Origin of the sequence: Flavobacterium sp. FlaQc-30 (assembly GCF_044005885.1) — a bacterium.
Classification (GTDB): Bacteria; Bacteroidota; Bacteroidia; order Flavobacteriales; family Flavobacteriaceae; genus Flavobacterium.
On record NZ_JBIPCO010000011.1, the window covers coordinates 107,956 to 132,566 of the forward strand.

The following is a 24,611-nucleotide window of genomic DNA, read 5'->3' on the forward strand; positions in this document are numbered from 1 at the left end:
CTTAAAAAAATAAATCAGTTATCTGTACTGCGAGCATATCGATAATAAATATGGTTAACGAGGCTGTTACAACTGCAGAGTTTGCAGCTTTTCCCACGCTTTCGGTTCCATTTGCGGCATTAAATCCTTTAAAACATCCAATCATTCCAATAAAAAAACCAAAGAAGAAAGTTTTAATTGTGGCAGGAATCAGATCTAAAAATTCAAGAGACTGTATAATCTGTGTTAAGTATCTATAAAAATTGACATCGCCATGAATGTTTATTCCAACATAACCGCCAATTATTCCAACAGCATCAGCAAAAAATACTAATACAGGCACCATTAAAGTACAAGCTAGAATTCTAGTTACGACCAAATAGTTGTACGGATTTATTGCCGAAACTTCCATAGCGTCAATTTGTTCTGTAACTTTCATAGAACCTAATTCAGCGCCAATTCCAGACGAAATTTTTCCTGCGCAAATCAAAGCAGTAATAACAGGTGCAATTTCTCTAATTAAGGAAAGTGCGACCATTCCTGGAAGCCAGCTTTCGGCTCCAAATTTTACTAACGTAGGACGAGATTGCAAAGTGAGTACTAAACCCATAATAAAACCTGTAATCGCTACCAAAGGCAATGATTTATAGCCAATAACATAACATTGTTTCAAGAACTCTTTTGTCTCATAAGGAGGAATTAAAACCTCTTTAAAAAACTTCTTTGCAAACAAAGCTGCCTCTCCAATTTCTGTAAATGTATTTTTTAAGCTCAGAATCAAAATGTTTTATTTTAAAGTTGCTTTGGTATTTGAAATCAATATTTTAACAGTTTTTTCTCCTTTTCTAATTATTTACGAAAGTTACCCTGATAGTTGTTAAAATTATTTACACAACTCTTCTGGAAGTTTATATAATTTTCATTGTGAGTAGATTAAACTAAAATCTGGTTGAATGTGATATAACAAAAAATCCCTTTCATTAAGAAAGGGATTTTAAGGGTTTAATTGAAATTTGGTCAGTGTTTCTAAGAGTTTATGGCAAATCCAGTTCGAGATTTTAGCAGCGGAATTACTTTAGATTGCGATTGTGCAAAATTTTCCATTAATAATCTTGCTGTTAAATAGCATATCGTAGATTCGGCACCTTGATTTAAGTTTACATTTTCTTTTTCGAGTCCGTCATAACCTCCGCCGCTTACGGGATTATACATAATTTGATTTAAATGATTTTTACCTAAAAACCAGTTAAAAGCAGTTTTCATTTTATGTTTATATTCGGGAGTTTTAAACGTATTGTAAAATGCATTTAAAGTTTGAATGGTGTACGAAACATCAATAGGCTGTTCTCCAAATTGTTCTGGTTTTGTGTCTTTTTGATACCAGTTTTGATTTGAGATTGGTTTGAAACTGCCCTCTATAAATGTTTTCGAAATTAAAAAGTCTAATGAATCTAAAGCCGCTTTTTTGTAAACAGGTTTATTAGTAATTAAATAAGCATACAGCATCGATTCTGGCAGAATACCATTTGCATAAGTTAAGTAATTCTCAAACCACTGCCAATCTTCGGTGGCTGTGCTTTCATAATTAGCAAGTAGTTTTGCATTCAATTTATTGATAATCGCTGCCATATATAAATTTGGAGTTGCGGCATAATATAAATACAAACCTTTTGTAGCAAAACCAATTGAGCGCGGCGACTGAATAGTTTCGGCCCATTTTAAAGAATTCAATAAGCATTTTGATGCCTTTCTTGAAATTGCTTCTGGAAGAATAGCAGCAATAGAAATTACTGTTCCTAAAGCCCAAATAGCTCTTGCATTTGAATCTTCTAAATTAACTTCGGCATTTTGCTCGATATGCTCGCGGTAATCCTGATCGACATAATTAATGAAATTTCCTTTTGGTTTTTGACATCTTTCTATGAAATCCAAATAAATTAAAATGTACGGAAGATCGTCTTTATCCTGCGTTAGTTTATAATGCATGCAAAAGGCAATCAATGCGCGAGCATTATCATCTAAAGTATAACCAGATTCTAGATCTGGAATAGAAATTTTGCTGAACTGAATGATACCAAGATCTGTTGTTAATCTTTTAATGTGACGTAATTGTATTTTAGGATAGCTGTACTTAATTTCGGCTGGATTTTTAATCAGTTTTTTATACGTGTTAATGTGAATTATTGCAGTGTTTTCCCAAGAAGAAGCTCTTGTTTTTCTAAAAGCATTAACTCCCATTTCGTGTCTTAGATTTTCATCCGAAATTAATTTAAGCGTCGATTCTGCAAACTGATCTACATTACCAATATCGACTAAAATACCGCAATCTGAAGTTAAAACTTCTTTTGTATGCGGAATTTTTGAAGCTACCATTGGGCAGGCACAGCTCATTGCGTATGAAAAAGTGCCACTTACTGCTTGGTTTGGATCTTTTGAAGTGAACAAATAAATATCAGTAGCTTTTAAATAATCTAAAAGCTCATCAGTATCTAAATACTTATTGATAAAACGAACATTATCTTTTAAATTCAAATCTTCAACAAGTGCTTCAAGTTTATTTCGGTATGCATCAACACCATCTTTTATTAAATTTGGATGCGTTTTTCCAATTATAAGGTAAAGTACATTTGGCTCTTTTTTAATGATTTTTGCCAAAGCCTGTAAACCAGTTTCAATATTTTTTCCTTCGCCAAGTAATCCAAAAGTAGATAATACTAATCTGTCTTGAATATCATATTTTGCTTTAGCTTGATAAGGAGTTTCATAAATTACAATATGAGTGCCGTGCGGTACAGTTGTTATCATGTCTTCGGAAATATCATATTCTCTAATCAGAATTTCTTTAGACTGATTTGTCATTACAAAAACGGACTTACTGTAGCTTAAAAGTAATTTTACAAAAGTTCTTAATTCGTTATTCGGATTTGGAATAACACTATGGAAAGTAAAGGTTACGGGTTTTTTTATTGTATTTAAAAAATCTAATAAATGGTCTCCGTATTGACCGCCGAATAAACCAAATTCATGTTGAATATGAACTAGTTTTATTTTTTCATCTTTATTGATTTCACTGGCAGCTTTAGCATAATCATCTCTATTTTTTGTGTTTAAGGTAAAAGCCTGTGTTGAGTTTGTCTTGGGTTTATCGACCAATTCGCAAATTTCGCAGGTAATCGATTTGCCAAAAACATCAGTAATGCCTTTAATGGTATCTTGAGTATAAGTAGCGATTCCGCATTGCGTGGGAGGAAAAGTCGAGAGAAAAACTATTTTTGATTTATTTGATATCGTCTTCATGGGAGTTCTGTTTAAATTCAATTAATAAGTCAGTTAGGATTAATGAATCCATTGTAATTTTAGTAGCGGCAATATTTTAGGAGTTGTCAAAAACAATTCTCCTAATCCAGAAAATAACATAGTCTGGCTACGTATTTTCAACGCAGCAATCTAGAGGTTTAGTAATTGGTGTTTAGTTTCGAAATTAATTCCGAAAGAGCATTTTGCTCAAATAATGCAATGCAGGCTTATTAGACTTAGTTTTTGTTTTTGTTGGCGTTTGATGAATCAAGCGTTAGTCAACAGAAATGGTAATAAAGAAAAAAGACGAACAGTTTAATAATTAGAGATTAGTTTTAAGCTAATTAGAGGTTTGAGTGTTCTTCAAACAATCTATATAAAATTATTAATCAAGTCTATATTTTTCTTTACAGAATACAATTGAACTGGTGAAAGTAAATTGTGTATCAAATAGAAGTTTCTTGTTGTTTTTTTTGAATCAACAGAACATTTTATTTTAGTTTTAATAAAAGTATGATTCTTTTTTGAAATGAAAAGCTAAAATTTTGATAATTCTTTTTTGAATGTAAGTTTTTGATAGTCAGTTTTCTAGTTTTTAATTTTAGAATAGAAAAACTAGCGATAGGTGTAGTGCTTTTTCGTTATAAATGCTATCGGAATACCAATACAAAATATCAAAATTAATATGGAAAGCAATAAAGGAAAGTCAAACTGTTTTGATGGAAGTTTAGGAAATGTAATTGGAAGCACAATAAGATTCATCACAATCCAAACGAATATGCCATACAAAATACCAGAAACCACGAAGTTTTTTTGTAGAAAAGGAAAATAAGGATAGATTTTAAAGAAAAAGAAGGCAAAAGAAAAGGCAATAAAATAATGAAGAAGTAAGCCGTATAATGCCATTTGAGATCCGCCAACATAAGCTTCCTGTTTAAAAATACCACTGGCAATTGATTGTAGAATTTTTACAGCCGTTGTTTTGTGCAGTACTACAGCATAAATTAAAATTGCAGCCAGAATATCTAAAGTTCCTGCCAATAAGCCCGAAGATAAAACAGTTCTTGATTGTGATTTCATAGCATAAATTTTATATGAGTTAAATTTTCTTTATTGATTTTAAAATTTTGTTTAATTGATTTGTGTGACGCTTTGTATGAACGAGTACAAAATTAATCCACTATTAAATCGTGAATTTGTCAAAACCTGGAACTTGAAAATCAAGACAAGTTAAAGTTAAATCATATTTTTCAGCTGAATCTAATAAATCGAATTCAATTTTATGAAGTTTTTCAGTCAGCGCTTTTTTATTGTATTCTTTTTTTTCGGGCTGTAAAAATATAGGAGCATCCATTTTTATGTCGAAGTTTAAAAAAGAGCTTCAAGATCCTTTACTTTTTCTTCGGGATTTCGAGTTGTTTTCTCCGTTTTTCCCGCAAAAAGTTCAGGATAACCAGAGCCAGCCAATACAATATGCTGTACGGTTTGTCCTGCTGTCCAACTCCCTTCGTATGGAGTTATATTTATCTCGTTTTCAGAGAATGACGAAAATATTTCGTTTAGATCATGAAAAGTTTGTACTATATTTTGTTTAACTGCTGCTTTCATATTTTTAATCTTTAAGTGATTATTATACTGATGTTATCCACCAAGTATTCCCGAACGGATCTGTTACACCGCACGTTCTCCCATAATCCTGATTACTTAAACCCATTAATGAAGCGGCACCATTTTCTAAAGCCTTTTTATAAGTTTCATCAGCATTAGGAACATAAACAAACAAATTTGCAGTTTGTTTGGGCCAGTCAGCAACTTCATCGGTAATCATTATGGTACTTCCGTTTAAGGTAATTTCGGCATGCATAATGGTTCCGTCTTCGCGTAGTGCTTTAGTATGCGTCTCTGAAGCGCCAAAAACGGTTTTTGTAAAATCAATAAATTTTGATGCGCCCGGTAAAATTAAATAGGGCATTATGGTTTGATGTTCTGCCGGAATATTCATTTTGCGGTATTTTAAAATTTTGGATTTTAAAATTACAAATTTTTATTGTATTATTTTGTAATTCAGTTGATTATGGTTTTAAAGGAGCACTTCGCAATGAAAACCAAATGAATTTACGAGCTCTATTATTTTGTGGTTTAAAATTTTAGAATCGTTAATTCGCAGAATTTTATCGCAATCTTCAAGATCAAAATTGATAGCGCTGTTAGGAAAATGCTCAAGAAGCTTTCCCACAATCATTACTGATTGCTCAACTTCTTGAACATTTGTTTTGAAAACTTCTATCATCATTTGCAGATTTTATAAAGCGATATTTTTATAATGCTCAATTTTGTGATAATAGATATAAGAAACAGCTAAAATCACTAAAAAGATTAATGGAAAGAAACCTTGAAAGCCAATTCCATCAACCGCAAAATGGCTGATTGAAGCGAATATAAAATCGAAACCAAATCCGGCATAAGCCCATTCTTTTACATTTTTAGGAACTGACGGAATCACTAAAGCCAAAACACCCAAAATTTTGAAAATCACTAATGCACTTCCAAAATACTCTGGATAACCTAAATGTCTGATTCCTTCTTTAGCCAGTTCAGTCTGAGAAGTTAATGCCGGCATAACGCCTTCGAATAGAAAAATAATAATTGTCGTAACCCAAAAAATAATTTTTGCTTTTTTCATGTGGTATTTTTTAAATAGTTATTAGTTAATGTATTACAAATGTAATGATCTTATATTTCTGATAAAATACACATTTACGACTATTTTAGGGGCATTTACGACAAGTTTCGTTAGTTAGTTGTTAAGTTGTTAGTTGTTGCTTGGCTTTACCATACAGTTTATCATCCCGAGGAACGAGGGATCTCCACAAGAAACTCCGCAATCAGAATCGACAATCTTTATGGAGCTCCTAATGAAGATCCCTCGTTCCTCGGGATGACAAGATTGTGTTGACTGCTTCATTATGCTCAGCATGACACATACTACAAAAGAATTAGTATTAGAAAACCTTTGTCAAAGTTTCAAATTTTGACAAAGGTCTAACGCTATGATTTGGAATTTAAAATTTACGCCAGTTGGTAATTCGTAATCAAAAATAAATCCTCAAAACCCAATCTTGTATAAATGCCTTTTCCTAAAGCTGAAGCTTGTAATTGTGCATATTCACAATCAGCATCAATTGCTTTGTTGATAGCAAATTTCATGATTTCTTCGGCAAAACCTTTTTTGCGCATTTCTGGAATAACGCCTACACCATGAATTCCCATTGTTTTTTCGGTTTGAAAAAGGGTAAGCGTTCCAATTGGTTTTTCTTCAAAATGAACTAGATAAAATGCTGCATTTTCGTAATTATGAACCAATGTTTCTTTACTGATAACATAACTAAAAGACAGCGGATAAATATCAGACCAGGTTTTGGCATCATCTTCATTTAAAACTCTTTTAAAAGTTAGATTGTTTTGAATAGGGAGTTTTTCGCTCAGTTTCAAAGCCATAGCCATCAATTGAATTCGAACAGAAAATCCGTTTTTTTCAAAGATTTCATTTGAATTACTTCCGAAAATATCCCAATATGGAATAACTAATTTGGGATTTTTCCTCATTGTTTCCATAATCTGTGGAAGATTTTCTTCGCTTATATCTTCTCGAAACCATAATCGGTTTGGCCAGCCAGAGTTTTCTATTTGAATAAATTCAAAAGGATCGTTTTTATGATAGGAAATAAGAGGAGTGGCAACAGTTCTCCAAAGCGCTGTCAGGTTGTCAATATTGTCTTTGATGAGGGTTGTATTTTTCATTTTGAATATCAAATTTAAATCTGAAACAAAGATAAAATTAGCTTTTCAAGAAAACCTTTACATATGTTGATTTACAAATCTTTTTCCAAACTTTTTCTAATTCGGCTTAGCTGAGTTGGAGTAATTCCTAAATGCGATGCGATATGCAATAGCGGAACTCGTTCTGCAATACTTGGATGTTTCTTCAGAAATAGGAGAGTAGCTTTCGAAAGCTAGCTTTAGATTGTTGAGGTATATTTCTTTATTGAAAGACATAGTTAATCATTTTGCCACAAAGACGCTAAGAGATAAAGTTTACTGCCACGAATTTCACGAATTTTCGCGAATTATTCTAGAGTAAAAAAGAAATTAGTGAAAATTGGTGCAATTTGTGGCAAACATAAAAAGTTTGGTGCCTCGACGACTTTAGAGCAAATAAAAAACCGCCAGAAACTCAAAAGCTTTTAGCGGTTTAATCAGAAGTTATTTGTAACGTTTTAGAGTTTAATCAGCATAATGATAAATGCTTCTTTTTACGGTATTATTTATTTTTTCGAGCGTTACTTCTGTCACACCGCCTTCATAATTCATAGCAATAGCCACTTTATCTTTAGTGATTTGATATTCAATTGAGATTAACCCGTTTTTATTTATTTCAACAGATTTACTTTCGTTTGGAATGGCACTTAAAAAATATTCTGACTCTTCGACTTCTTTATTTTTAATAAGATTTTGATACACATTAGCAAGATCGGTATCTTTTAGAATACATTCTCTTCCAGATCCCATTTCTACTTCGATGTCTTTACAATCCTCTTTTTCCTCTGCCTTTTTTTCTTCTTTTACAACCGCAGTTGTATCTGTCGGCTTAGTTTCTGATTTAACTTCTTCATTTGAATTGGTTTGTTTGCAGTTTACAAATAGTAAAGCTAAAAGAGCAAGGCATGTAATTTTCTTCATGGGTTTTGATTTATTGATTAACAAGATTCAAAAGTAAGGAAATATGCGCATATTTTTTATTGGAAACACAGAAGCAAACCAATTTTTAAAGTTTTTTTAGTTGTTAATTGATGAACTTACGATACAGTTTGTCATCCCGAGGAACGAGGGATCTCCGCAAGAAACTCCGCAAACTAAATCGACAATCTTTGTAGAGCTACTTGTAGAGATCCCTCGTTCCTCGGGATGACAAGATTGTGTGTAGATCTGTGAGAAATAAAAACTTCGCACCTTAGTGTCTTTGCGGCAAAACTAAAAAAACGCCATGAAACCCAAAGGTCTCACAGCGTTTTCATCTCAAAAAATAGATAATTAACGGGTATTGGGTATATTATTTCCAGCCACCGCCAAGAGCGCGGTACAAATCTGTGTTGGCTGTAAGTTGTTGTCTTTTAATATCAGCAAGTTCTAGTTCGCTTTGCAATAGATTTGCCTGAGCTGTTAAAACTTCCAGATATTCTGCCATACCGTTTTTGAATAAAAGGTTGGCATTTTTAATGGCTTGTTGTAATGTTTTTACTTTTTCTTTTAAGAAAGTTTCCTGCTGCTGTAATTTCTCTACTTTAACCAAAGCATCCGAAACTTCGCTAACAGCAACTAAAACAGATTGTCTAAAACTTAAAACTGCTTTTTCTCTTTCCGCGACAGCGATATTATATTGCGTTCTCACTCTTTTGTTGTTTAAAAGTGGTTGTGTTAAACCTCCTGCAACAGTTCCGAATAATGAAGCTGGAATGTTAAACCAATTGCTGGCTTCAAAAGAGTTTACGCCGCCTTGAGCCGTGATTCTCAAAGCTGGATATAAATCGGCTTTTGTGATTCCTACGTTTGCGTTGGCCGTTTTAAGAGCCAATTCAGCGCTTTTTACATCAGGTCTTCTGCTTACTAAGGCAGATGGAATTCCAACAGCTGTATTGTGTTTTACTTCAATTGAACTCAAACGAATTGTTCTTTCTTTAGAATCAGGAAATGAACCAGTCAAAACACTCAAAGCATTTTCCTGAATCGAAATATTCTGTTCCAATAACGGAATCAATTGCGCTGAGTTTAATTTCTGTGCTTCCGATTGTTGAATTGCCAATGTAGTAACCTGACCAGCATCGTATTTTAATTTGATAATATTGGTTGTACTATCATTTAAACGAAAATTTTGTCTGGCAATATCCAATTGAGCATCCAGCATTAAAAGATTATAATATCCTCTTGAAACATTGGCTACAATATTCGTTTGCAGTGCTTTTTTAACTTCTGCAGATTGTAAATATTCTGCGTAAGCGCCTTTTTTCTGATTTCTGATTTTTCCCCAAATATCCGCTTCCCACGAAAGTGAAGCTCCTGCAGAAAAGTCATCAATATGATTTTGACCCAACGCCTGACCTAAGTTCTTACCTGTAAAACTATTGTCAGAAGGATTGCTGGTACTTGCGTTTACGAGTAAATTAACCTGCGGTACATTTCCCCATTTTGATTGTGAAAAACGGTAATGTGCAATTTCAATGTTCTTTTCGGCAATCTGCAAATCGTTGTTTCTGGCAACGGCACTGTCGATCAATTTGATAATATCTTTTTCTGTAAAGAAGTTTTTCCACTCCACATCGGCAATACTTGTTGTATCACTTGAAACTGATGCATTCCTGAAATTCTCAGGAAATGCATTTTTTGGAGTTTCAATATCCTTCGAAACTTTACAGGATATTAAAGTCGTGATCAGAATGGCGAAGGTCACGATTTTGGTTATATGATTTTTCATTTAGTCTCTTTTTATTAAAATTTTTTTATCCGTTGGGTTTAGTTTTTTAAACACATAGAAACATAGTTTTTTGAGGATTAAAAAAAAGGCGTTTCACTTATTTTAGATGCACATAGTTTTCTATGTGTGGAAACTAGTTTCTTTTATTCTCTTTTTTCGAAATAAGAAATCTATGTTTCTATGTGTTAAAATATTTCCCCAAAAAGGTTAAATTTCTGTACAAGTATCTTTTCTAGTTTCAAGATCTTTTGAGATTCTGTACGATATATATCCGATGCCAAATATGATGGCGACAAGGATTGTTGTGATATAGTTTTCCATATATTATTTTTCTTCGTTATGAATTACGGCAACTGGTTTTCCAGAAACCTTTTCTTGTAAATGCTGGAAGATGATGAATAAAACAGGAATGATAAACAAGCCTAGAATTACTCCCGAAATCATACCTCCTGCAGCACCAATACTAATAGAGTGGTTACCTTGAGCTGATGGTCCTTTGGCACTCATCATAGGAACTAAACCAACAATAAAGGCAAGAGACGTCATGATAATTGGTCGCAAACGCAATTTGGCTGCATCGATTGAAGCTCTAACTAACGCTTGTCCTGATTTTCGTTTCTGCACGGCAAATTCGACGATTAGAATGGCATTTTTGGCAAGAAGTCCAATCAGCATGACAAGAGCAACTTGTACATAAATATTGTTTTCGATTCCAGTTAAACCAATAGCAACGAATACTCCAAAAATACCTGCAGGGATCGATAAGATAACCGCTAAAGGAAGGATATAACTCTCATACTGTGCAGCAAGTAGGAAATAAATGAATATCAAACACAGCAAGAAAATTGTAGCCGATTGCCCTCCGGAAGAAATCTCCTCACGAGTTTGGCCCGAGAATTCAAACCCGTAACCTGCAGGTAATTGTTGTGCTGCTACTTCTTCAATTGCTTTAATGGCATCTCCGGAACTAAATCCAGGTTTCGGAATGGCATTAATAGAAATTGAATTAAATAAATTGTATCTAGAAGCGGTTTCTGAACCATAAATACGAGTCAGTTTTACTAAAGTATTTATTGGAACCATTTCGCCTGTTTTGTTTTTTACAAAAACTCTGTCAATTGCTGTTGGATCAGCTCTGTCTTCGATATCGGCCTGAACAACTACACGGTAGTATTTACCAAATCGGTTAAAGTCAGAAGCTTGTGCACTACCAAAGTAAGCCTGCATCGTTTGTAAAATGTCTTTTACATTAACACCCAATTGATTTGCTTTTTCATCATTAACTTCCAATTGCAATTGCGGATAATCGGCTTTGAAAGAAGTAAAGGCAACTGCAATTTCAGGACGTTTCATTAATTCTCCGATAAAGTTTTGAGAAATACCGCTGAATTTATCCAGTTTTCCTCCCGTTTTATCTTGAAGAACCAAATCTAAAGCCTCAACGTTACTAAATCCGGGAACAGTTGGGAAACTGAATACGAAGAAACTTCCGCCAGAAATAGCGCCCAGTTTACCACGAACCTGATTCATGATTTCGTCAATGTTTTTGATATCACCGCGTTCTTCGTTTGGTTTAAGCAATACGAAAACCACTGCTGAAGATGGACTTGTAGAATTTGTCAATAAGTTGAAACCTGAAATCGCTGTTACGAATCTTGAAGCATCTAAACCTCTTAAAGTATTCTCAGCTTCGGTCATTACTTTTTGAGTTCCGTCTAATGATGTTCCAGATGGTGTATTTACCGCAATCGCGATAAATCCTTGATCTTCTGTAGGGATAAATCCTGCAGGAGTTGTTTTTACCATTATAACAGTTGCTATAGTAATTAAAGCCAATCCTCCTAAACTCAACCATTTTCTTCTAATTAGGAATTTAAGCCCGCCAACGTAACGATTCGTTAAAGATTCAAAACTGCTGTTGAAAGCGGTAAAGAATTTTTCTTTAAATCCTTTTTTCTGATAAGGTTCATTGTGATCGTGTGCTCCGTGATTATCTTTTAAGAATAATGCTGCAAGCGCTGGACTCAATGTTAAGGCATTTACTGCTGAAATTACAATTGCAATCGCCATCGTAAAGGCAAACTGACGATAGAACACTCCTGTTGAGCCTTCCATAAAACCAACCGGCAGGAATACAGCAGCCATTACCAGCGTAATCGAGATAATAGCACCCGTTATTTCGTGCATTGCTTCATGGGTTGCGATTTTTGGAGACAATCGTTTATGCTCCATTTTCGCATGCACCGCTTCGACTACCACAATGGCATCATCGACCACAATACCAATCGCCAGAATTAATGCGAAAAGCGTTAAAAGGTTGATCGAAAATCCGAATAACTGCATGAAGAAGAACGTTCCTAAAATTGCTACAGGTACAGCAATAGCCGGGATTAATGTTGATCTAAAATCTTGCAAGAAGATAAATACCACAATAAATACTAATATAAAAGCTTCTAATAGAGTATGTTGAACCTGTTCGATAGATTGGTCAAGAGATACTTTTGTGCTATAGAAAATATTGTGTTTTATGCCTTTAGGAAAATCTTTAGAAGCCTTTTCCATCATTTTATTGATAGCAATCTGGATTTCATTAGAGTTAGATCCTGCTAATTGAATCACCCCAATTACAACTCCTTTTTTACCATTTAAACGTGTTAAACTGTTGTAAGAGTAAGCACCAAGTTCAACTCGCGCTACATCTTTTAAGCGAAGTACTGAACCATCTGCATTAGAACGTATAGCAATATTTTCATAATCTTCAGGTTTAGTTAATTTCCCTTTATATTTAATAACGTATTCAAAAACTTCTTTGCTTCGCTCTCCAAATTTACCTGGAGCTGCTTCCAAACTTTTGTCTTGGATTGCTCCCATAACTTCGCTTGGCGTCACTTTATAAGTTGACATTTGTGTTGGGTTTAACCAAACACGCATAGAGTAATCTTTTACACCACCAAAAATACTGGCAGAACCTACACCCGGAATACGTTTTAGTTCTGGAATAATATTAATCTGTGCATAGTTGGCAACAAAAGTCTGATCGTATTTTGCTTCATCATCAGTATACATACCAATTGCCATGATGAAACTGTTTTGCTGCTTAGCTGTAATAATACCTTGCTGTACAACCTCGGCAGGAAGCTGGCTCGTTGCCTGTGCAACTCTGTTTTGCACGTTTACAGCAGCCTGATCCGCATCTGTACCCAGTTTAAAGAAAACTGTAATAGCCAAGGTACCGTCATTACTGGCTGTAGAACTCATGTAAGTCATGTTTTCTACACCATTTATAGATTCTTCGATAGAAGGTGCCACAGAACGTAAAACCGTTTCTGCGTTTGCTCCCGGATATACCGCCGTTACCAAAACCGATGGCGGCGCAATATCAGGAAACTGTTGTAAAGGCAGTTTAGTTAAACCCAATACCCCCAGAATTACCAATAAAATGGAAATTACGGTTGCCAGTACAGGTCTTTGTATAAATATTTTGAACATTGTCTTTTAGAATTATTTTTGATTAGTTACTTCGGCAACTTTAGTTGATTTTTCAGGCTGAATCGCTTGTCCATCCTGAAGTTTGTCAATACCGCTTAACACGATTTGGTCACCCGTTTTTACACCTTCTTTAATTAAATAATTGGTACCGCTTTTACCTACAACGGTAATAGGCATTTTTGTCACTTTGTTGTCTTTGCCTACAGTGAAAACAAATACTTTATCCTGCATTTCGACTGTAGCAGCTTGCGGAACTAAAATAGCATCGTTATGGTTTAATCCTAAACGAATTCTTCCTGTGTTTCCAGAACGTAACGTTCCGTTTGCATTTGGGAAAGTTGCTCTAATTGTGATTGCACCTGTAGTTTTATCAAATTGACCGTCAACCATATCGATTTTTCCCGTTTGAGGATAAGCATTGTTATCAGCCAAAATCAAAGTAACTGGAGGTAATTTTTTGATTTTATCGCCAAGTGAGCTTCCCGCATATTGAGTCTTAAAGTTGATAAAATCTGTTTCGCTCAAAGAGAAATAAGCAAATACTTCGTGAACATCAGATAAAGTGGTAAGCGCTTCAACATCCGATGCAGAAACTAAACTTCCTTGTTTTTTAGGCAGTCTTCCAATGTAACCGCTAACTGGAGCAGTAACATTAGTATATCCTAAATTAATTTTAGCAGAACCTACCATTGCTTTTGCCTGTTCGATATTTGCTGCAGCAATTTTTTGAGAAGCTTTAGCTGTTTTTAACTGATAATCAGAAACTACTTTGTTTTGAACTAGCGGAGTCAATTTATCAACTTCTAAATTTGCGTTGATCAATGCCGCTTCTGCAGCGTGAAGACTAGCCAAAGCATTATTTAACTGCTCGCGAAACGGACGTTCGTTTATTTTGAATAAAGTTTGTCCTTTGCTTACATAAGCACCTTCGTCAACAAAGATTCTGTCAAGGTTTCCGCTTACTTGCGGACGAATTTCAACATCTACAGTTCCTTGTATAGCAGCTGGATATTCAGCGTCAGTTGTTGTATTTGCACTTGTTATAGCCAAAACAGGTAAAACCGGTGGAGGTGGAGCAGTAGGCGCCTGATTTTTATCGGCACAGCTGCTTAATACTAGGGCCAGAATAAAACTGGTTATAATTACATTTTTCATTTTCATTGTGGTTTTAATTGGTTGAACATTTTCTCGGATTAAATTCATTGGTATTCTGGCATTCTCGGGATTCATATTTAATTGAATTAAATTATCTAACATTGTTAAGTAAATGTGCACAAACTTCTATACTTTATATCTTTTTTAATTTATTTTTAAATCACTATTAAAATATTTAACGGTGTTAAGTAAAAGTCCAAAAAAAGAGCTTTTATTACCTCTATTAAATTTTCTAACAGTGTTAAGTGAAGGTTGTAAAAAAAAGGATTTTATGTTATCCTGTTTAAATTATTTTACACTGTTAAGTAAAAAATCAAAAAAAAACTATTGTATTGATTTGATGATACCGCCAATGGCATCTTTCAAAATTTGAGCATTTATTGTTTCTAAAATATCACTTTTATTAATGATGTTGATGGCGATTAAACCATGAATAACAGAAAAGAAAGTAAAATATTTTTGTTTAATGATATCTTCACTAGGATTGCTGTCTTTCATAACTTCAGCAATAACACCAGTAAATAATTTGTAAGGTGCTTCCTGAGCCGAGCATCGCTGTGCACAGCACGTCATTTGAACACCAAACATTAACTGATACATTTCAGTATTAGTAAAAGCGAAGTCCCAATACGTCATCCACATGGCTTCTAATTGATCTTCGGGTTTCTCAAACTTATCGATTGCAATTTGCAATTCTTTAGTCAGCTTAATAAAACCTTTGCCTGTTAGTTCTTCTAATATTGCTTCCTTATTCGAAAAGTATTCATAAATAATAGGAGCAGTATATTCGATTCTGTCGGCAATTTTACGCATACTCAAACCATTCCAGCCTTCTTCTTTTACGATATCATAAGCAGCGCCAAGAATGTTATTTCTTGTCTCTTCTTTTTGTCTTAAAATTCGATCTTTGCTAGCCATTTTATTCGAGTATTAAATCGTTTAACACTGTTAGGCAAATGTATGGCGGATTTTCTAATAATGAAATATTTTTATCATAATATTTTCTTATCGTACAATAAGTGTTTTTAAAATTCTTTGCGAAGTACTTATTTTATTGAACTTTTAGTTGGAATGTTTTTTTTAAGTAGCAGGTCTTTTTCGTTTTATAAGACCATTTGTCCCGCTCTACATTATATTTTTTGTGGTGAACCCCACCACAAAAAGATACCACTTCGATCGGGGCTAGGCAAGAAGATGTATTTTTTCATTAGATTTAACAAAATAATTATATGGTTAGCTGGACTGAAGTCCAGCTCTACAATATTGAACGAACTTTTGGTTCTTTTGAATTTTGAGATTATTTTTTTTTTCGATTTTTTCAAAGCATTTTTTTCATTTCAAAAAAAACAAAAGTTCCAAAGGAATAATTTATATTGTAGAGCTGGACTTCAGTCCAGTTTACAAATAAAACGTAGAAACAGCAAAAAACAGAATACAAATTCGCGCGCTAAATTTTTTTCGTAACATTACAACAAAAAGAAATGAAACTAACAACTATCCTAAAAACCACAATTGCAATCTTAATTTTCCAGAAAACCTTTTCTCAGGAAACCAAAAAAGAAACTGCGCCGCCACAATACACAATCGAAAACTGTGTCAATCATTTTGACATAAATAAAGCGACCAAAACCAAAGTAGGTTATCAATATTGGTTTGCCGATAAAAATTTCACACAAGAGAACACACTCAAAATGAGCATTGTTGAACCTGGAAAATCAACTCACGCGCCGCATCACCATCCCGAAGAAGAATTTTTCTATATCTTAGAAGGAACAGCCGAGTTCTTTTTAAACGGAAAAACCGTTACAGGCGGTCCAAATACCAGTTTTTATTGTCCGCCAAATGCCGAACACGGAATTAGTAATGCAGGAAAAACAGACTTGAAATATTTGGTAATTAAAAAGGATTTGAGGTAGGTTGTTATTAATTTGCTCATATATTTTGATGTTTTGATATAAGAAGGCTCAAACGATAGTGAACCAATAAAAAGATATTTATAGAAGAAACTCAATATAGAATTACCTCAAATTCCATAAAGAATTACCTCAATCTTGTCATTTCGACTGAAGGGAGGCACATGAGATCGCAAACTCATGAAGTAAATCGCACAAGTATATCGACAAGGGTTTGTTATAGAGCAAAACTTATTCAAAATGAAAATCAAGAAATTCAAAAGTTTCATTAAAACTTCTTATCAATTCGATTTTTTTATCTCTCCGCCATTTTTTTAATTCTTTTTCTCGGGCAATTGCTTCCTGTATCCAAGTAATTTTTTCGTAATAAACTAAAAACTGAATATTATATTTAGCTGCAAAACTATTTATATTTAAATCTATATTTTCTTTATGTTTTGAAAGTCTTTTTTTTAAGTTGTTAGTAACTCCAATGTAAAAAGATGTTCGATGTTCATTTGTTATAATATAGACATAGTAACTATGAAAACCAAGTTGCGGATTTAGCATTTTGTATTTTTTGTACGAATATACTTATTTTTTTTAGGTTGTCATTTCGACCAAAGGGAGAAATCACACACGTATATCGACAAAGATAGTCGACCTAGTTTGTGGAGCTTCTAGTGCGATTTCTCCTTCCAGTCGAAATGACAAGATTGTGTCAAATCGTACAGTATGTCAATACTCACAGTTTGTCATTTCGACCAAAGGGAGAAATCACACACGTATATTGACAAAGATTGTCGACTCGCTTTGTGGAGCTTCTAGTGAGATTTCTCCTTCCAGTCGAAATGACAAGATTGTGTCAAATCATACAGTATGTCAATACTCACAGTTTGTCATTTCGACCAAAGGGAGAAATCACACACGTATATCGACAAAGATTGGCGGTTTAGATTGCGGAATTTCTAGTGTGATTTCTCCTGCCAGTCGAAATGACAAAAATGTGATAAATGTTTGCTGAAATATAGATTTCTTATATTTGATAAAGGAAATATATTAATCGAAAGAAAAATCTTTCTTTTTGAAGTATTTTTCTCTATATTTGAACTTCTTAAATCTTCACATTTAAAATAAAGTAAACTTTGCCTTTATGGTTTGATTTGTACTTAAAATTACAATGACACACCAGATTTGGCTTTAATTCACTAAATGGAAGACATGAAAACAAGAACCCTTTCCAAAGAAGCCGAAACAAGGCTGATTGATTTTTTTAACCATGTTATAGATCTCGAAGATATGGCTAAAGCATTACGACAAGTAAATTATATTTTAGCTTTAGGCGTATTGCGAGAACACGAAACCCTCCAAACCAGAATAAATGAGTTAGAAAACGGCTTTTTTTGGTTGAATGAATTAGCTGAAGTTTTGAATCCTTATTTGAGTGAGGAATAAGATTTACAAAATAAAACCTCGGTTTTTTAAGATCGAGGTTTTATTATTTGTATTGTTGTTGAGATTTTGATGCGTTTACAAGACTCATCTTTAGGTTAAAAACAGATTTTTGTTAGAGATTTCAGGTTGTAATCTTTGTTATATTTAATTCAAATGAAAAATTCAAAAAATACTATAATTCATATTCTTTGTTTACTAATAATTCTTGTTGTATCGAATGGTTGTTCTTCAAAGCACATTAAAAAGGTAAATCAAGATATAAAAACAGACTTTGGTATAACGGTGACTTCGCCTTCACAAGGAATATTTTTTGTTGAAAATCAAAAAGTTGCAGCCTCAGAAGAAGAAATTGAGATTCATAAAAAAACGGCAGATTCCATTTATAATACATATGGCCCGGCAACAGATAACAGATTTGTAGGCAGAACAAACGCCAGAGAATTAAAATTTATTACTGCTAAAAAAACATACCTTATCGATATTACGATGCTTAACAAAAGAACAGCAATGGTTTTGTTTGATGGTAAAAATAAACCTGTTTTAAAGTACAACCCTAAAAAATATAAAAGTATTGTTGAAAAGCATTTTATTGCCAATTCTAACTAAAATAGCACCCATGCAAAAAAGCAAATACAGTATTATTTGTATCCTTTTTTTCTTTAGCCTATATTCTTTTTCACAAGAAAAAGCGACCGATAGTCTAACTTACAATTTTTCATCTTATGTAAAAGGAGCAGACAAAACCAAGGATAATACTTATGTCCGAAAAGTAAATATTTATAAGTCAGATATATCAGATCAAATCATCAAGTATACTTTTTTGTGTATGGATTTTAAATTTGAAGGTCCAAATAATGTTTCCTACATTCGAAGAGTTGCTTATGTTTTTGATGAAATTACAGTTTTGGTCAATCCAAACGGAAAGATAATTGATGTTATAAAACCTGAGGATATGGATAAAAGATGGCAGGAAACAAAGGAAAAGATACTGCTTAGTTATTCTGGTTCGGCAATAACAAAATATTTAGAACAAGTAGAAGAAACTATAAATAACAAGCAAAAGCTAACTGATTTTTTGCAGTCAGACGCCATGTACGGACTCTTTTTAAAAGGGCTTTCACAAATAAATAATCCTGACCAATTATCGAAGATAAAATTTAATAAAAAAGAGGATTTAAAAACAATTGCACCAAAATCGTTATCAAAAGATGGTAAGGAACAGTTTGTCATCAAAAAAAATACCCTTATAAAAGCTGTTAAAACTGGTGAATCCGTTAGATACGAAATTGATTTATTGCCATACCAAGAGTAATAATTTTTAAAATATTTACATAGGCAACACATCCATATTGGGGAGTTGTTTTATCTTTATTTTGTGTTTACAAGCGTGATTTTTTGTATTTGCGCTGTTCTTCTTTTTTGGATTGTTTATTCAATTTCTATATATTCAGAGTTTCCTTTTTCGTTTCCATTTGTCAGCCATTCCCAATCCAAAGACAATTTTATTTTATCATTCTCTGTCAAACTAATTTGTGCCAATGCTTTGCCCGCTTTTAGCTCATTATCTGTAGTCAAGCATTGATAAAGCATATTTAATTCGTTGTCTTTTAATTCTGCAATAATCTTTCCGTATTTTATTGTTCCTCCAAAATAGTCTGCGGTCACAAGATTTCCGTCCTGATTATAATTAAAAACAGTTTCTGTATTTACTTGTCCATTATTTGAATTTTGAATTAGGGCAAACTTTTTATTCTTGAAATTAAATTTACTCATATTGTTTTGCAGTTTTATTTCAGTTGCTTTAAGTTACAATTTAGTTCTTAATTTGAACTCTGAGCTAAGTTCGCATATACAAATTTGAATGGGCAAAAATTATTCGATATTGTGTTTGTGTTTTTCGAAGTATTCTACAGCCATTTCCAGAATTTCTTCTTTTGTAGTGAAGTTGTATTTTATTCCATCATTAGCGACATACAATTCGCCGAGTTTAGGCGTGTAATGTTTTCCATTTGAAGGAAATGATTGTACAAGTGTCATCCAATGATTTCGATGTTGATCTTTGAAAGAAAATAAAGTGTTTTCTGATATTATAAAAGTAGTTCCGTTATCGTGATCTAGAATTGAAGCACTTTTACTGCTGTCATAATTGCCAAAAATAGTTACATTGGGGTTGTATTTTTTTGACAATAATTCCGTTATTTTTGGTGTTAGCGGCATGATAAGTGGTTTTAGTTTTTTGAGTAGGTCTCGTAAAATTAAGACTACGGTTTTCAGTTATTTTACTAATATACGACTTTTTTGTGTCACAATACGTCTTTTTTTTAGTCAAAAAGAACAAGCAGTTTCGATTATGAAATTTATAAAAGAAGATAAAGTTGAGAGACTTTATGTAGTGTGGGGGAGGATTGCATTTTAATTTTATCCGTAATGCGACAACACGAAACCCTCCAAATTGGACTAACCAATTTTGAAGACAATTAGTATTTGCTTAATGAATTGGTGGAGATTTTTAATTCTTATTTGAGTGAGGAGTTAGGTTTATAAAAATGGAAAAAACCTCGCTATCGGACGGAATCGCTCAGCCTGACAAAATGTTTACGTGCAGTTTATCATCCTGAGGAACGAAGGGTTACACGCGACAATAGACAAAGATTGACAATGAATAGCCCCTAGTTTTAACTAGGGGATTTGATGATGTTTATAAAAGAGAAGGCTTTAGCCAAAATGCGTATTTTTTGGCTAAAGCCATTTTTCTTGAATTTATTTATACCTCCAGTTAAAACTGGAGGCAATTGATTTTTTTAATTAAAATGTAATTTTTAAAGCTACAAAAGAGAATTCCGGAGGAATGAAATATTTATAGATTCATAATACGTGCCGTACCAAAAGCTCCAGCGGAGCGACATATCATAAATAAGATTTCACCCCGCTGGGACTTCTTAAAAAATTGATTTATTTTTTTTCAGGACTAGACAGATTATGAAATTAAAAACCTCGATTTGTTATGATCGAGGTTTTTGTTCTTAGCGATATAATGTGCTCATTACTTTGCGGGCACGGATTGCAAATCCGCGCTATCGTTGCGGAGATATATCTACGCGATCGGGTTTTTAAAACCTAAATACCACCATTTTGAAAGAAAATATATTTATTATTTGTATAAAACATTAAAAAATATATTACTTATGTCTTTACTTATTTCTTATGTTTGTCACAACTAAATGCAACCAATGACATTAGCCGATTTAATTAAAGATTTTATTGACACAACAAAAGAAAGATTAAAAACTCCGATTTCAGGAGCATTTTTATGGTCTTTTATTATTTATAATTGGAGACCATTATTTTTATTACTTTTTTCTAGTGCATCTATTGAAGATAAAATTATTGTAATAAATCATGAGTATTGTAATTTTTGGGCAATATTTTGGCCAATAGTAATAGCAACGTTTTACACTTTGTTTATACCTAAAATAATGTTGTTAATTGATAAAGATTTAGCTCCTACAAAAGATGAAAGGGTTACGACAATTTATGAATCGAAAAAGCATTTAATAATCGAAAAGACAAAGGTTGCTCATGAGGAATTTTTGTTAAAAAATGCTGAATCTGGAAATAAGGAAATTCAGAATTTACAAGATGAAAACGCAACACTTAAAGGCCAAATTTCTACTCTGCAAGACAGCATTAAACAAATAAATGAAACAAATAAAGCTAGTAACGATCAAGTCAATAATAGTCTAAAAACTGCTAATGAGACTATTAGTAAATTGCAACTGCAAATTGCTCATTCCAATGATGTAAGAGATTCAGTATTAGCCTTTAAAAATTTGCGAGACAAAATTATTAGAGAAATATCCAGTTTGGATACAGAATTAGCAAAGGAGTCATTAAAAATAGTTGATTCATTAAGCTTTGATGAATACTTAATATTAAAACAAATTGATAATAATACAACAGAACCTATTCATTTTGATAGATCACCAAATACTATCATTACATTAGAAGACTTATCAAATAAGAAAGTGCTGACTTATCGAGTTGTTGATAATGGTTTAGAGGTTACTTTTACCGATTCTGGCTTAATCATTTTAAACACAATCAAATCGATTTAAATTATTAACGAAAAAAATATTCTATGTCAAATCAAGATAAAATAACAATTTATGATTTAAAATTGCATGAAACTGTAATTATTGATTCTTACTCTGGTGAACAATCATCTAAGTCGTTTACAGTTGTTAGAGTTCCCGGAGGCTGGATTTATAGAACTGAAAGAATTGAAGGAAGTAAAGAAATATTAAGTAGTTCTGTTTTTGTTCCACTAGATTATGAGTTCCAAAAACGTGAAAACGATTATTAATTAATGTAAAACCTGATTTAACAAGACAAGCGAATGGATTTTTTCGAATTTTTAAAAGACTTGAATGACACAGCCAAAGAAAGATTAAAAACACCAATTTTAGGAGCTTTTTTACTTGCTTTTATTGCTTATAATTGGAGACCACTATTATTGTTAGTTTTATCAGATGCCTCAATAGAAGATAAGATTGTTTTTATAAATAAGGAATATTGTACTCCTTGGGGAATTATAATTCCATTGATTATTGCTACTATTTATACTATTGTTGTTCCCATATTATCCGTTGCTATTGATAAGTTACTGATATCAACAAAAAAAGGAAGAATCAAAAATATATATGCTTCTAAAACAAAAACTGTCGAAGAGAAAATTGAATTAGCAAAAAAGGAATTTGAACTAAAAAATATTGAAACTGGTAATAAACAAATCGAGGATTTTCAAACGCAAATCAGCATACTTGAACAAACAAAAGATCAGATGAATGATTCTCATAATTCTATTGTTCTTGACTTTAATAAACAGCTTTCTGATGCAAATGTTATAATTCAGGAGTTAAGGAAAGCAAACAATAATCTTTCCGATTTAGTCAATTCACAAAAGAAACTAATAGAATATCCGATTGATTACAAAGTGAAAATGATAAGTGTCAAAGTTGGTTCTGACGGAGTAGTTGATTTAATTAATAGTGAAAATGACGAAGACTTTTTTAAGTGGGGAGAAGTAATAGGTTTCTTTGCTAGGGATTCTAATAATGCTTTAAAAATTACTGAAAATGGACGTACATTTAGAAGAGAAACTAAAAAAGAATTTAACAGCGGGAAAGTGCAGAACTTACAAGAGTTAAGGATAAAAAAGGAGAGTGAGCCTCGCATAGTTGAGATAAAAACTAATAAAAATAATATATTAGGAACTAAGTAAAAATTCAAATAAAAAAATATACAACTATTTTCGTTAACATTAATTTCATGCACCTGAAAGAAGGCGTAAGGCGTAGCTTCGGCTCGTGCATTTTTCAAGAGAATATTTTCTGTGATGTTTTTTTTAATTAAATTTTGGCATTTTTTGCGTTCACTAACAGGATGCTAGCTATCAGGGAGTATCTTATATAATTATTGAATATCAATTTACCAATATCAACAACTACGTACTTTTACCTGATTTATCAAAACAAAAAAAAGAACAGCTCCTCCAATTAAAGAAGAACTGCCCTTTTTAAACAAATTTTTAAATTTGCATTCCTAAGAATGCGTACAGTTTTTGGTAATCACTAAAATAAAGACAAAACGCAGGTTATTCGTTTATAGCATCTCCTTCTTTAGTTTCTTCGCTGGCAATTTTTACCAGTTTGTCTTTTGGGTTTAAATCGCCGAATATTTCGATTTTATCGTCGATTTCTCTACCTTTTTTTACGTTAACTCTTGTTGCTTTGTGATTAAGTACTTTGATTACAAAAACGCCTTCGGCAGCATTTACCACTGCTGATTTTGGAACTACAAATGTGCTGTCTTTTGCGTTTAAAGGCAATAAAACTTCGGCAACCATTCCCGGTAATAAATTTCCTTTTGTGTTGTGAACGTCCATTTCTACACGTTCAGAACGTAATTTTAAGTCTAAGGCGCCGGACATTCTTGTAATTTTAGCCGTAAAAGTATCAGGCAGAGACTTTACATTAAAACTCATTTCTTCACCATTGTGTAAATATCCTGTGTATAATTCTGGAACAGAAACTGCCAAACGCAATTTACTTTGTTCCTGAATCGTTAATAATGGTAAATCTGAACCTTTTCCTGCCGGTCCGACAAATGTTCCTAAATTAACATTTCTAGCTGCTACAACACCATCAAAAGGAGCACGAATTTCTAGATATCCTCTCATAATTGCGACTTCTTTATGCGCCGCAATTGCCGCTTGTAATTGTGCATAATCAGAGTTCTTTTTTCCGCTTGCCATTTCAAGATCGTTTTTAGAAATCGTTCCTTCAACTTTACTTGTTTCGTACAAACGATTGTAAGTGCTTTTGCTGGTAGCATAAATGGCTTCCATCGATTTTAATCTCGATTCGGCAGCAGCCAATTGCGAACTGATTTCTGGCGCTTCAAGAACAATTAAAAGCTGTCCTTTTGTAACTTTAGAACCAATGTCGACTTTTAGCGTTTTTACAAAACTGCTCACTTTTGCATATAAATCTACTTGCTGGAAACCTGTTAATTCAGCAGGTAAACGCAGTTCAGTAGTCAGCTTTTCTTTTTCTAAAAGAAACGTTTCTGTTTTAGGTTCGATTTCTGCCGCAGCGGTTTCTTCTTTTTTTGAATTACAGCTGTTCAGGAAAAATAATGCTGCAAAAAACAGCGGGCTATATTTTATAATTTTAGTGTTCATTTTTTGGTTTTATATGATTATTGCCTTGTTTTATAAAAAAGCGTAAAGGATAAAAGTTATCGAAGTTTTTTCA

Annotated in this window: 25 protein-coding genes; 7 read left to right on the plus strand and 18 right to left on the minus strand. The window is 33.0% G+C overall.

Annotated features, from left to right (window positions below):
- Position 1: 1 nt before the first annotated feature.
- The 14 genes from ACHRV0_RS20790 to ACHRV0_RS20855 all read right to left on the minus strand — a co-directional run bounded on the left by ACHRV0_RS20790 (position 2) and on the right by ACHRV0_RS20855 (position 15,367).
- Complete coding sequence (locus ACHRV0_RS20790) at positions 2 to 760, minus strand: MlaE family ABC transporter permease (protein ID WP_395442342.1); 759 nt, start codon at positions 758 to 760, stop codon at positions 2 to 4.
- Positions 761 to 1,005: 245 nt separating this feature from the next.
- The gene (locus ACHRV0_RS20795) at positions 1,006 to 3,276 is read right to left on the minus strand and encodes a glycosyltransferase (RefSeq protein WP_395442343.1); all 2,271 of its coding nucleotides are present in this window, start codon (positions 3,274 to 3,276) and stop codon (positions 1,006 to 1,008) included.
- 615 nt (positions 3,277 to 3,891) lie between these two features.
- Positions 3,892 to 4,356, minus strand: a complete 465-nt coding sequence (locus tag ACHRV0_RS20800) for a DUF1440 domain-containing protein (RefSeq protein ID WP_395442344.1) — start codon at positions 4,354 to 4,356, stop codon at positions 3,892 to 3,894.
- Between the two features lie 103 nt (positions 4,357 to 4,459).
- Entirely contained in the window at positions 4,460 to 4,630 is a 171-nt protein-coding gene (locus tag ACHRV0_RS20805) for a hypothetical protein (RefSeq protein ID WP_395442346.1), read from the minus strand.
- Between the two features lie 14 nt (positions 4,631 to 4,644).
- Positions 4,645 to 4,884, minus strand: coding sequence for a DinB family protein (locus tag ACHRV0_RS20810; RefSeq protein WP_395442348.1), 240 nt, complete (start codon positions 4,882 to 4,884; stop codon positions 4,645 to 4,647).
- Positions 4,885 to 4,906: 22 nt separating this feature from the next.
- Positions 4,907 to 5,278, minus strand: a complete 372-nt coding sequence (locus ACHRV0_RS20815) for a VOC family protein (protein ID WP_395442350.1) — start codon at positions 5,276 to 5,278, stop codon at positions 4,907 to 4,909.
- Between the two features lie 78 nt (positions 5,279 to 5,356).
- On the minus strand, positions 5,357 to 5,569 hold the full coding sequence (locus ACHRV0_RS20820) for a hypothetical protein (RefSeq protein WP_241686512.1): 213 nt from the start codon (positions 5,567 to 5,569) through the stop codon (positions 5,357 to 5,359).
- Positions 5,570 to 5,578: 9 nt separating this feature from the next.
- Positions 5,579 to 5,959, minus strand: coding sequence for a DoxX family protein (locus ACHRV0_RS20825; RefSeq protein ID WP_395442351.1), 381 nt, complete (start codon positions 5,957 to 5,959; stop codon positions 5,579 to 5,581).
- Between the two features lie 386 nt (positions 5,960 to 6,345).
- Entirely contained in the window at positions 6,346 to 7,077 is a 732-nt protein-coding gene (locus tag ACHRV0_RS20830) for a GNAT family N-acetyltransferase (protein ID WP_395442353.1), read from the minus strand.
- Positions 7,078 to 7,560: 483 nt separating this feature from the next.
- The gene (locus ACHRV0_RS20835) at positions 7,561 to 8,016 is read right to left on the minus strand and encodes a hypothetical protein (protein ID WP_395442354.1); all 456 of its coding nucleotides are present in this window, start codon (positions 8,014 to 8,016) and stop codon (positions 7,561 to 7,563) included.
- A 370-nt stretch (positions 8,017 to 8,386) separates the two neighbouring features.
- The gene (locus tag ACHRV0_RS20840; protein WP_395442355.1) at positions 8,387 to 9,805 is read right to left on the minus strand and encodes a TolC family protein; all 1,419 of its coding nucleotides are present in this window, start codon (positions 9,803 to 9,805) and stop codon (positions 8,387 to 8,389) included.
- A gap of 324 nt (positions 9,806 to 10,129) precedes the next feature.
- A complete protein-coding gene (locus ACHRV0_RS20845) occupies positions 10,130 to 13,294 on the minus strand; it encodes an efflux RND transporter permease subunit (RefSeq protein WP_395442356.1) in 3,165 nt (1,054 codons plus the stop codon).
- Between the two features lie 12 nt (positions 13,295 to 13,306).
- On the minus strand, positions 13,307 to 14,524 hold the full coding sequence (locus tag ACHRV0_RS20850) for an efflux RND transporter periplasmic adaptor subunit (RefSeq protein ID WP_129023681.1): 1,218 nt from the start codon (positions 14,522 to 14,524) through the stop codon (positions 13,307 to 13,309).
- A 249-nt stretch (positions 14,525 to 14,773) separates the two neighbouring features.
- Positions 14,774 to 15,367, minus strand: a complete 594-nt coding sequence (locus ACHRV0_RS20855; RefSeq protein WP_071638568.1) for a TetR/AcrR family transcriptional regulator — start codon at positions 15,365 to 15,367, stop codon at positions 14,774 to 14,776.
- Between the two features lie 563 nt (positions 15,368 to 15,930).
- Here ACHRV0_RS20855 and ACHRV0_RS20860 point away from each other — a divergent pair.
- Complete coding sequence (locus tag ACHRV0_RS20860; protein WP_129023674.1) at positions 15,931 to 16,365, plus strand: cupin domain-containing protein; 435 nt, start codon at positions 15,931 to 15,933, stop codon at positions 16,363 to 16,365.
- A 228-nt stretch (positions 16,366 to 16,593) separates the two neighbouring features.
- On the opposite strand, the gene ACHRV0_RS20865 is transcribed toward ACHRV0_RS20860, so the two are convergent.
- Positions 16,594 to 16,911: a GIY-YIG nuclease family protein gene (locus ACHRV0_RS20865; protein WP_395442358.1), complete on the minus strand. Its 318-nt coding sequence runs from the start codon at positions 16,909 to 16,911 to the stop codon at positions 16,594 to 16,596.
- Positions 16,912 to 17,562: 651 nt separating this feature from the next.
- On the opposite strand from ACHRV0_RS20865, the gene ACHRV0_RS20870 reads away from it, so the two are divergent.
- The 3 genes from ACHRV0_RS20870 to ACHRV0_RS20880 all read left to right on the plus strand — a co-directional run bounded on the left by ACHRV0_RS20870 (position 17,563) and on the right by ACHRV0_RS20880 (position 19,108).
- On the plus strand, positions 17,563 to 17,796 hold the full coding sequence (locus tag ACHRV0_RS20870; RefSeq protein ID WP_129026296.1) for a hypothetical protein: 234 nt from the start codon (positions 17,563 to 17,565) through the stop codon (positions 17,794 to 17,796).
- Between the two features lie 153 nt (positions 17,797 to 17,949).
- The gene (locus tag ACHRV0_RS20875) at positions 17,950 to 18,402 is read left to right on the plus strand and encodes a hypothetical protein (protein WP_395442359.1); all 453 of its coding nucleotides are present in this window, start codon (positions 17,950 to 17,952) and stop codon (positions 18,400 to 18,402) included.
- 10 nt (positions 18,403 to 18,412) lie between these two features.
- A complete protein-coding gene (locus tag ACHRV0_RS20880; protein WP_395442360.1) occupies positions 18,413 to 19,108 on the plus strand; it encodes a hypothetical protein in 696 nt (231 codons plus the stop codon).
- Positions 19,109 to 19,224: 116 nt separating this feature from the next.
- On the opposite strand, the gene ACHRV0_RS20885 is transcribed toward ACHRV0_RS20880, so the two are convergent.
- Together ACHRV0_RS20885 and ACHRV0_RS20890 are read right to left on the minus strand one after the other, a co-directional pair.
- Complete coding sequence (locus tag ACHRV0_RS20885) at positions 19,225 to 19,569, minus strand: hypothetical protein (RefSeq protein WP_395442361.1); 345 nt, start codon at positions 19,567 to 19,569, stop codon at positions 19,225 to 19,227.
- A gap of 99 nt (positions 19,570 to 19,668) precedes the next feature.
- Positions 19,669 to 20,013, minus strand: a complete 345-nt coding sequence (locus tag ACHRV0_RS20890; RefSeq protein ID WP_129026304.1) for a hypothetical protein — start codon at positions 20,011 to 20,013, stop codon at positions 19,669 to 19,671.
- A gap of 1,013 nt (positions 20,014 to 21,026) precedes the next feature.
- Between ACHRV0_RS20890 and ACHRV0_RS20895 the strand changes: the two genes are divergently transcribed.
- The 3 genes from ACHRV0_RS20895 to ACHRV0_RS20905 are packed head-to-tail and all read left to right on the plus strand — an operon-like array spanning position 21,027 to position 23,077.
- Entirely contained in the window at positions 21,027 to 21,911 is an 885-nt protein-coding gene (locus ACHRV0_RS20895; protein ID WP_395442363.1) for a hypothetical protein, read from the plus strand.
- Positions 21,912 to 21,934: 23 nt separating this feature from the next.
- On the plus strand, positions 21,935 to 22,159 hold the full coding sequence (locus ACHRV0_RS20900) for a hypothetical protein (protein WP_395442365.1): 225 nt from the start codon (positions 21,935 to 21,937) through the stop codon (positions 22,157 to 22,159).
- A gap of 33 nt (positions 22,160 to 22,192) precedes the next feature.
- Positions 22,193 to 23,077 carry a hypothetical protein gene (locus tag ACHRV0_RS20905; protein WP_395442366.1) on the plus strand — a complete coding sequence of 295 codons (885 nt, stop codon included), beginning with the start codon at positions 22,193 to 22,195 and terminating at the stop codon, positions 23,075 to 23,077.
- Positions 23,078 to 23,449: 372 nt separating this feature from the next.
- On the opposite strand, the gene ACHRV0_RS20910 is transcribed toward ACHRV0_RS20905, so the two are convergent.
- Positions 23,450 to 24,538: an efflux RND transporter periplasmic adaptor subunit gene (locus tag ACHRV0_RS20910; protein ID WP_395442367.1), complete on the minus strand. Its 1,089-nt coding sequence runs from the start codon at positions 24,536 to 24,538 to the stop codon at positions 23,450 to 23,452.
- Between the last annotated feature and the right edge of the window lie 73 nt (positions 24,539 to 24,611).

Coding starts and splice junctions, on each gene's coding strand:
- ACHRV0_RS20855 (WP_071638568.1), bottom strand. CDS start 15,367: ATGGCTAGCAAAGATCGAATTTTAAGACAAAAAGAAGAGACAAGAAAT.
- ACHRV0_RS20840 (WP_395442355.1), bottom strand. CDS start 9,805: ATGAAAAATCATATAACCAAAATCGTGACCTTCGCCATTCTGATCACG.
- ACHRV0_RS20885 (WP_395442361.1), bottom strand. CDS start 19,569: ATGAGTAAATTTAATTTCAAGAATAAAAAGTTTGCCCTAATTCAAAAT.
- ACHRV0_RS20805 (WP_395442346.1), bottom strand. CDS start 4,630: ATGGATGCTCCTATATTTTTACAGCCCGAAAAAAAAGAATACAATAAA.
- ACHRV0_RS20835 (WP_395442354.1), bottom strand. CDS start 8,016: ATGAAGAAAATTACATGCCTTGCTCTTTTAGCTTTACTATTTGTAAAC.
- ACHRV0_RS20845 (WP_395442356.1), bottom strand. CDS start 13,294: ATGTTCAAAATATTTATACAAAGACCTGTACTGGCAACCGTAATTTCC.
- ACHRV0_RS20875 (WP_395442359.1), top strand. CDS start 17,950: ATGAAAAATTCAAAAAATACTATAATTCATATTCTTTGTTTACTAATA.
- ACHRV0_RS20820 (WP_241686512.1), bottom strand. CDS start 5,569: ATGATGATAGAAGTTTTCAAAACAAATGTTCAAGAAGTTGAGCAATCA.
- ACHRV0_RS20810 (WP_395442348.1), bottom strand. CDS start 4,884: ATGAAAGCAGCAGTTAAACAAAATATAGTACAAACTTTTCATGATCTA.
- ACHRV0_RS20865 (WP_395442358.1), bottom strand. CDS start 16,911: ATGCTAAATCCGCAACTTGGTTTTCATAGTTACTATGTCTATATTATA.
- ACHRV0_RS20890 (WP_129026304.1), bottom strand. CDS start 20,013: ATGCCGCTAACACCAAAAATAACGGAATTATTGTCAAAAAAATACAAC.
- ACHRV0_RS20880 (WP_395442360.1), top strand. CDS start 18,413: ATGCAAAAAAGCAAATACAGTATTATTTGTATCCTTTTTTTCTTTAGC.
- ACHRV0_RS20850 (WP_129023681.1), bottom strand. CDS start 14,524: ATGAATCCCGAGAATGCCAGAATACCAATGAATTTAATCCGAGAAAAT.
- ACHRV0_RS20905 (WP_395442366.1), top strand. CDS start 22,193: ATGGATTTTTTCGAATTTTTAAAAGACTTGAATGACACAGCCAAAGAA.
- ACHRV0_RS20825 (WP_395442351.1), bottom strand. CDS start 5,959: ATGAAAAAAGCAAAAATTATTTTTTGGGTTACGACAATTATTATTTTT.
- ACHRV0_RS20830 (WP_395442353.1), bottom strand. CDS start 7,077: ATGAAAAATACAACCCTCATCAAAGACAATATTGACAACCTGACAGCG.
- ACHRV0_RS20870 (WP_129026296.1), top strand. CDS start 17,563: ATGAAAACAAGAACCCTTTCCAAAGAAGCCGAAACAAGGCTGATTGAT.
- ACHRV0_RS20900 (WP_395442365.1), top strand. CDS start 21,935: ATGTCAAATCAAGATAAAATAACAATTTATGATTTAAAATTGCATGAA.
- ACHRV0_RS20910 (WP_395442367.1), bottom strand. CDS start 24,538: ATGAACACTAAAATTATAAAATATAGCCCGCTGTTTTTTGCAGCATTA.
- ACHRV0_RS20860 (WP_129023674.1), top strand. CDS start 15,931: ATGAAACTAACAACTATCCTAAAAACCACAATTGCAATCTTAATTTTC.
- ACHRV0_RS20815 (WP_395442350.1), bottom strand. CDS start 5,278: ATGAATATTCCGGCAGAACATCAAACCATAATGCCCTATTTAATTTTA.
- ACHRV0_RS20795 (WP_395442343.1), bottom strand. CDS start 3,276: ATGAAGACGATATCAAATAAATCAAAAATAGTTTTTCTCTCGACTTTT.
- ACHRV0_RS20800 (WP_395442344.1), bottom strand. CDS start 4,356: ATGAAATCACAATCAAGAACTGTTTTATCTTCGGGCTTATTGGCAGGA.
- ACHRV0_RS20895 (WP_395442363.1), top strand. CDS start 21,027: ATGACATTAGCCGATTTAATTAAAGATTTTATTGACACAACAAAAGAA.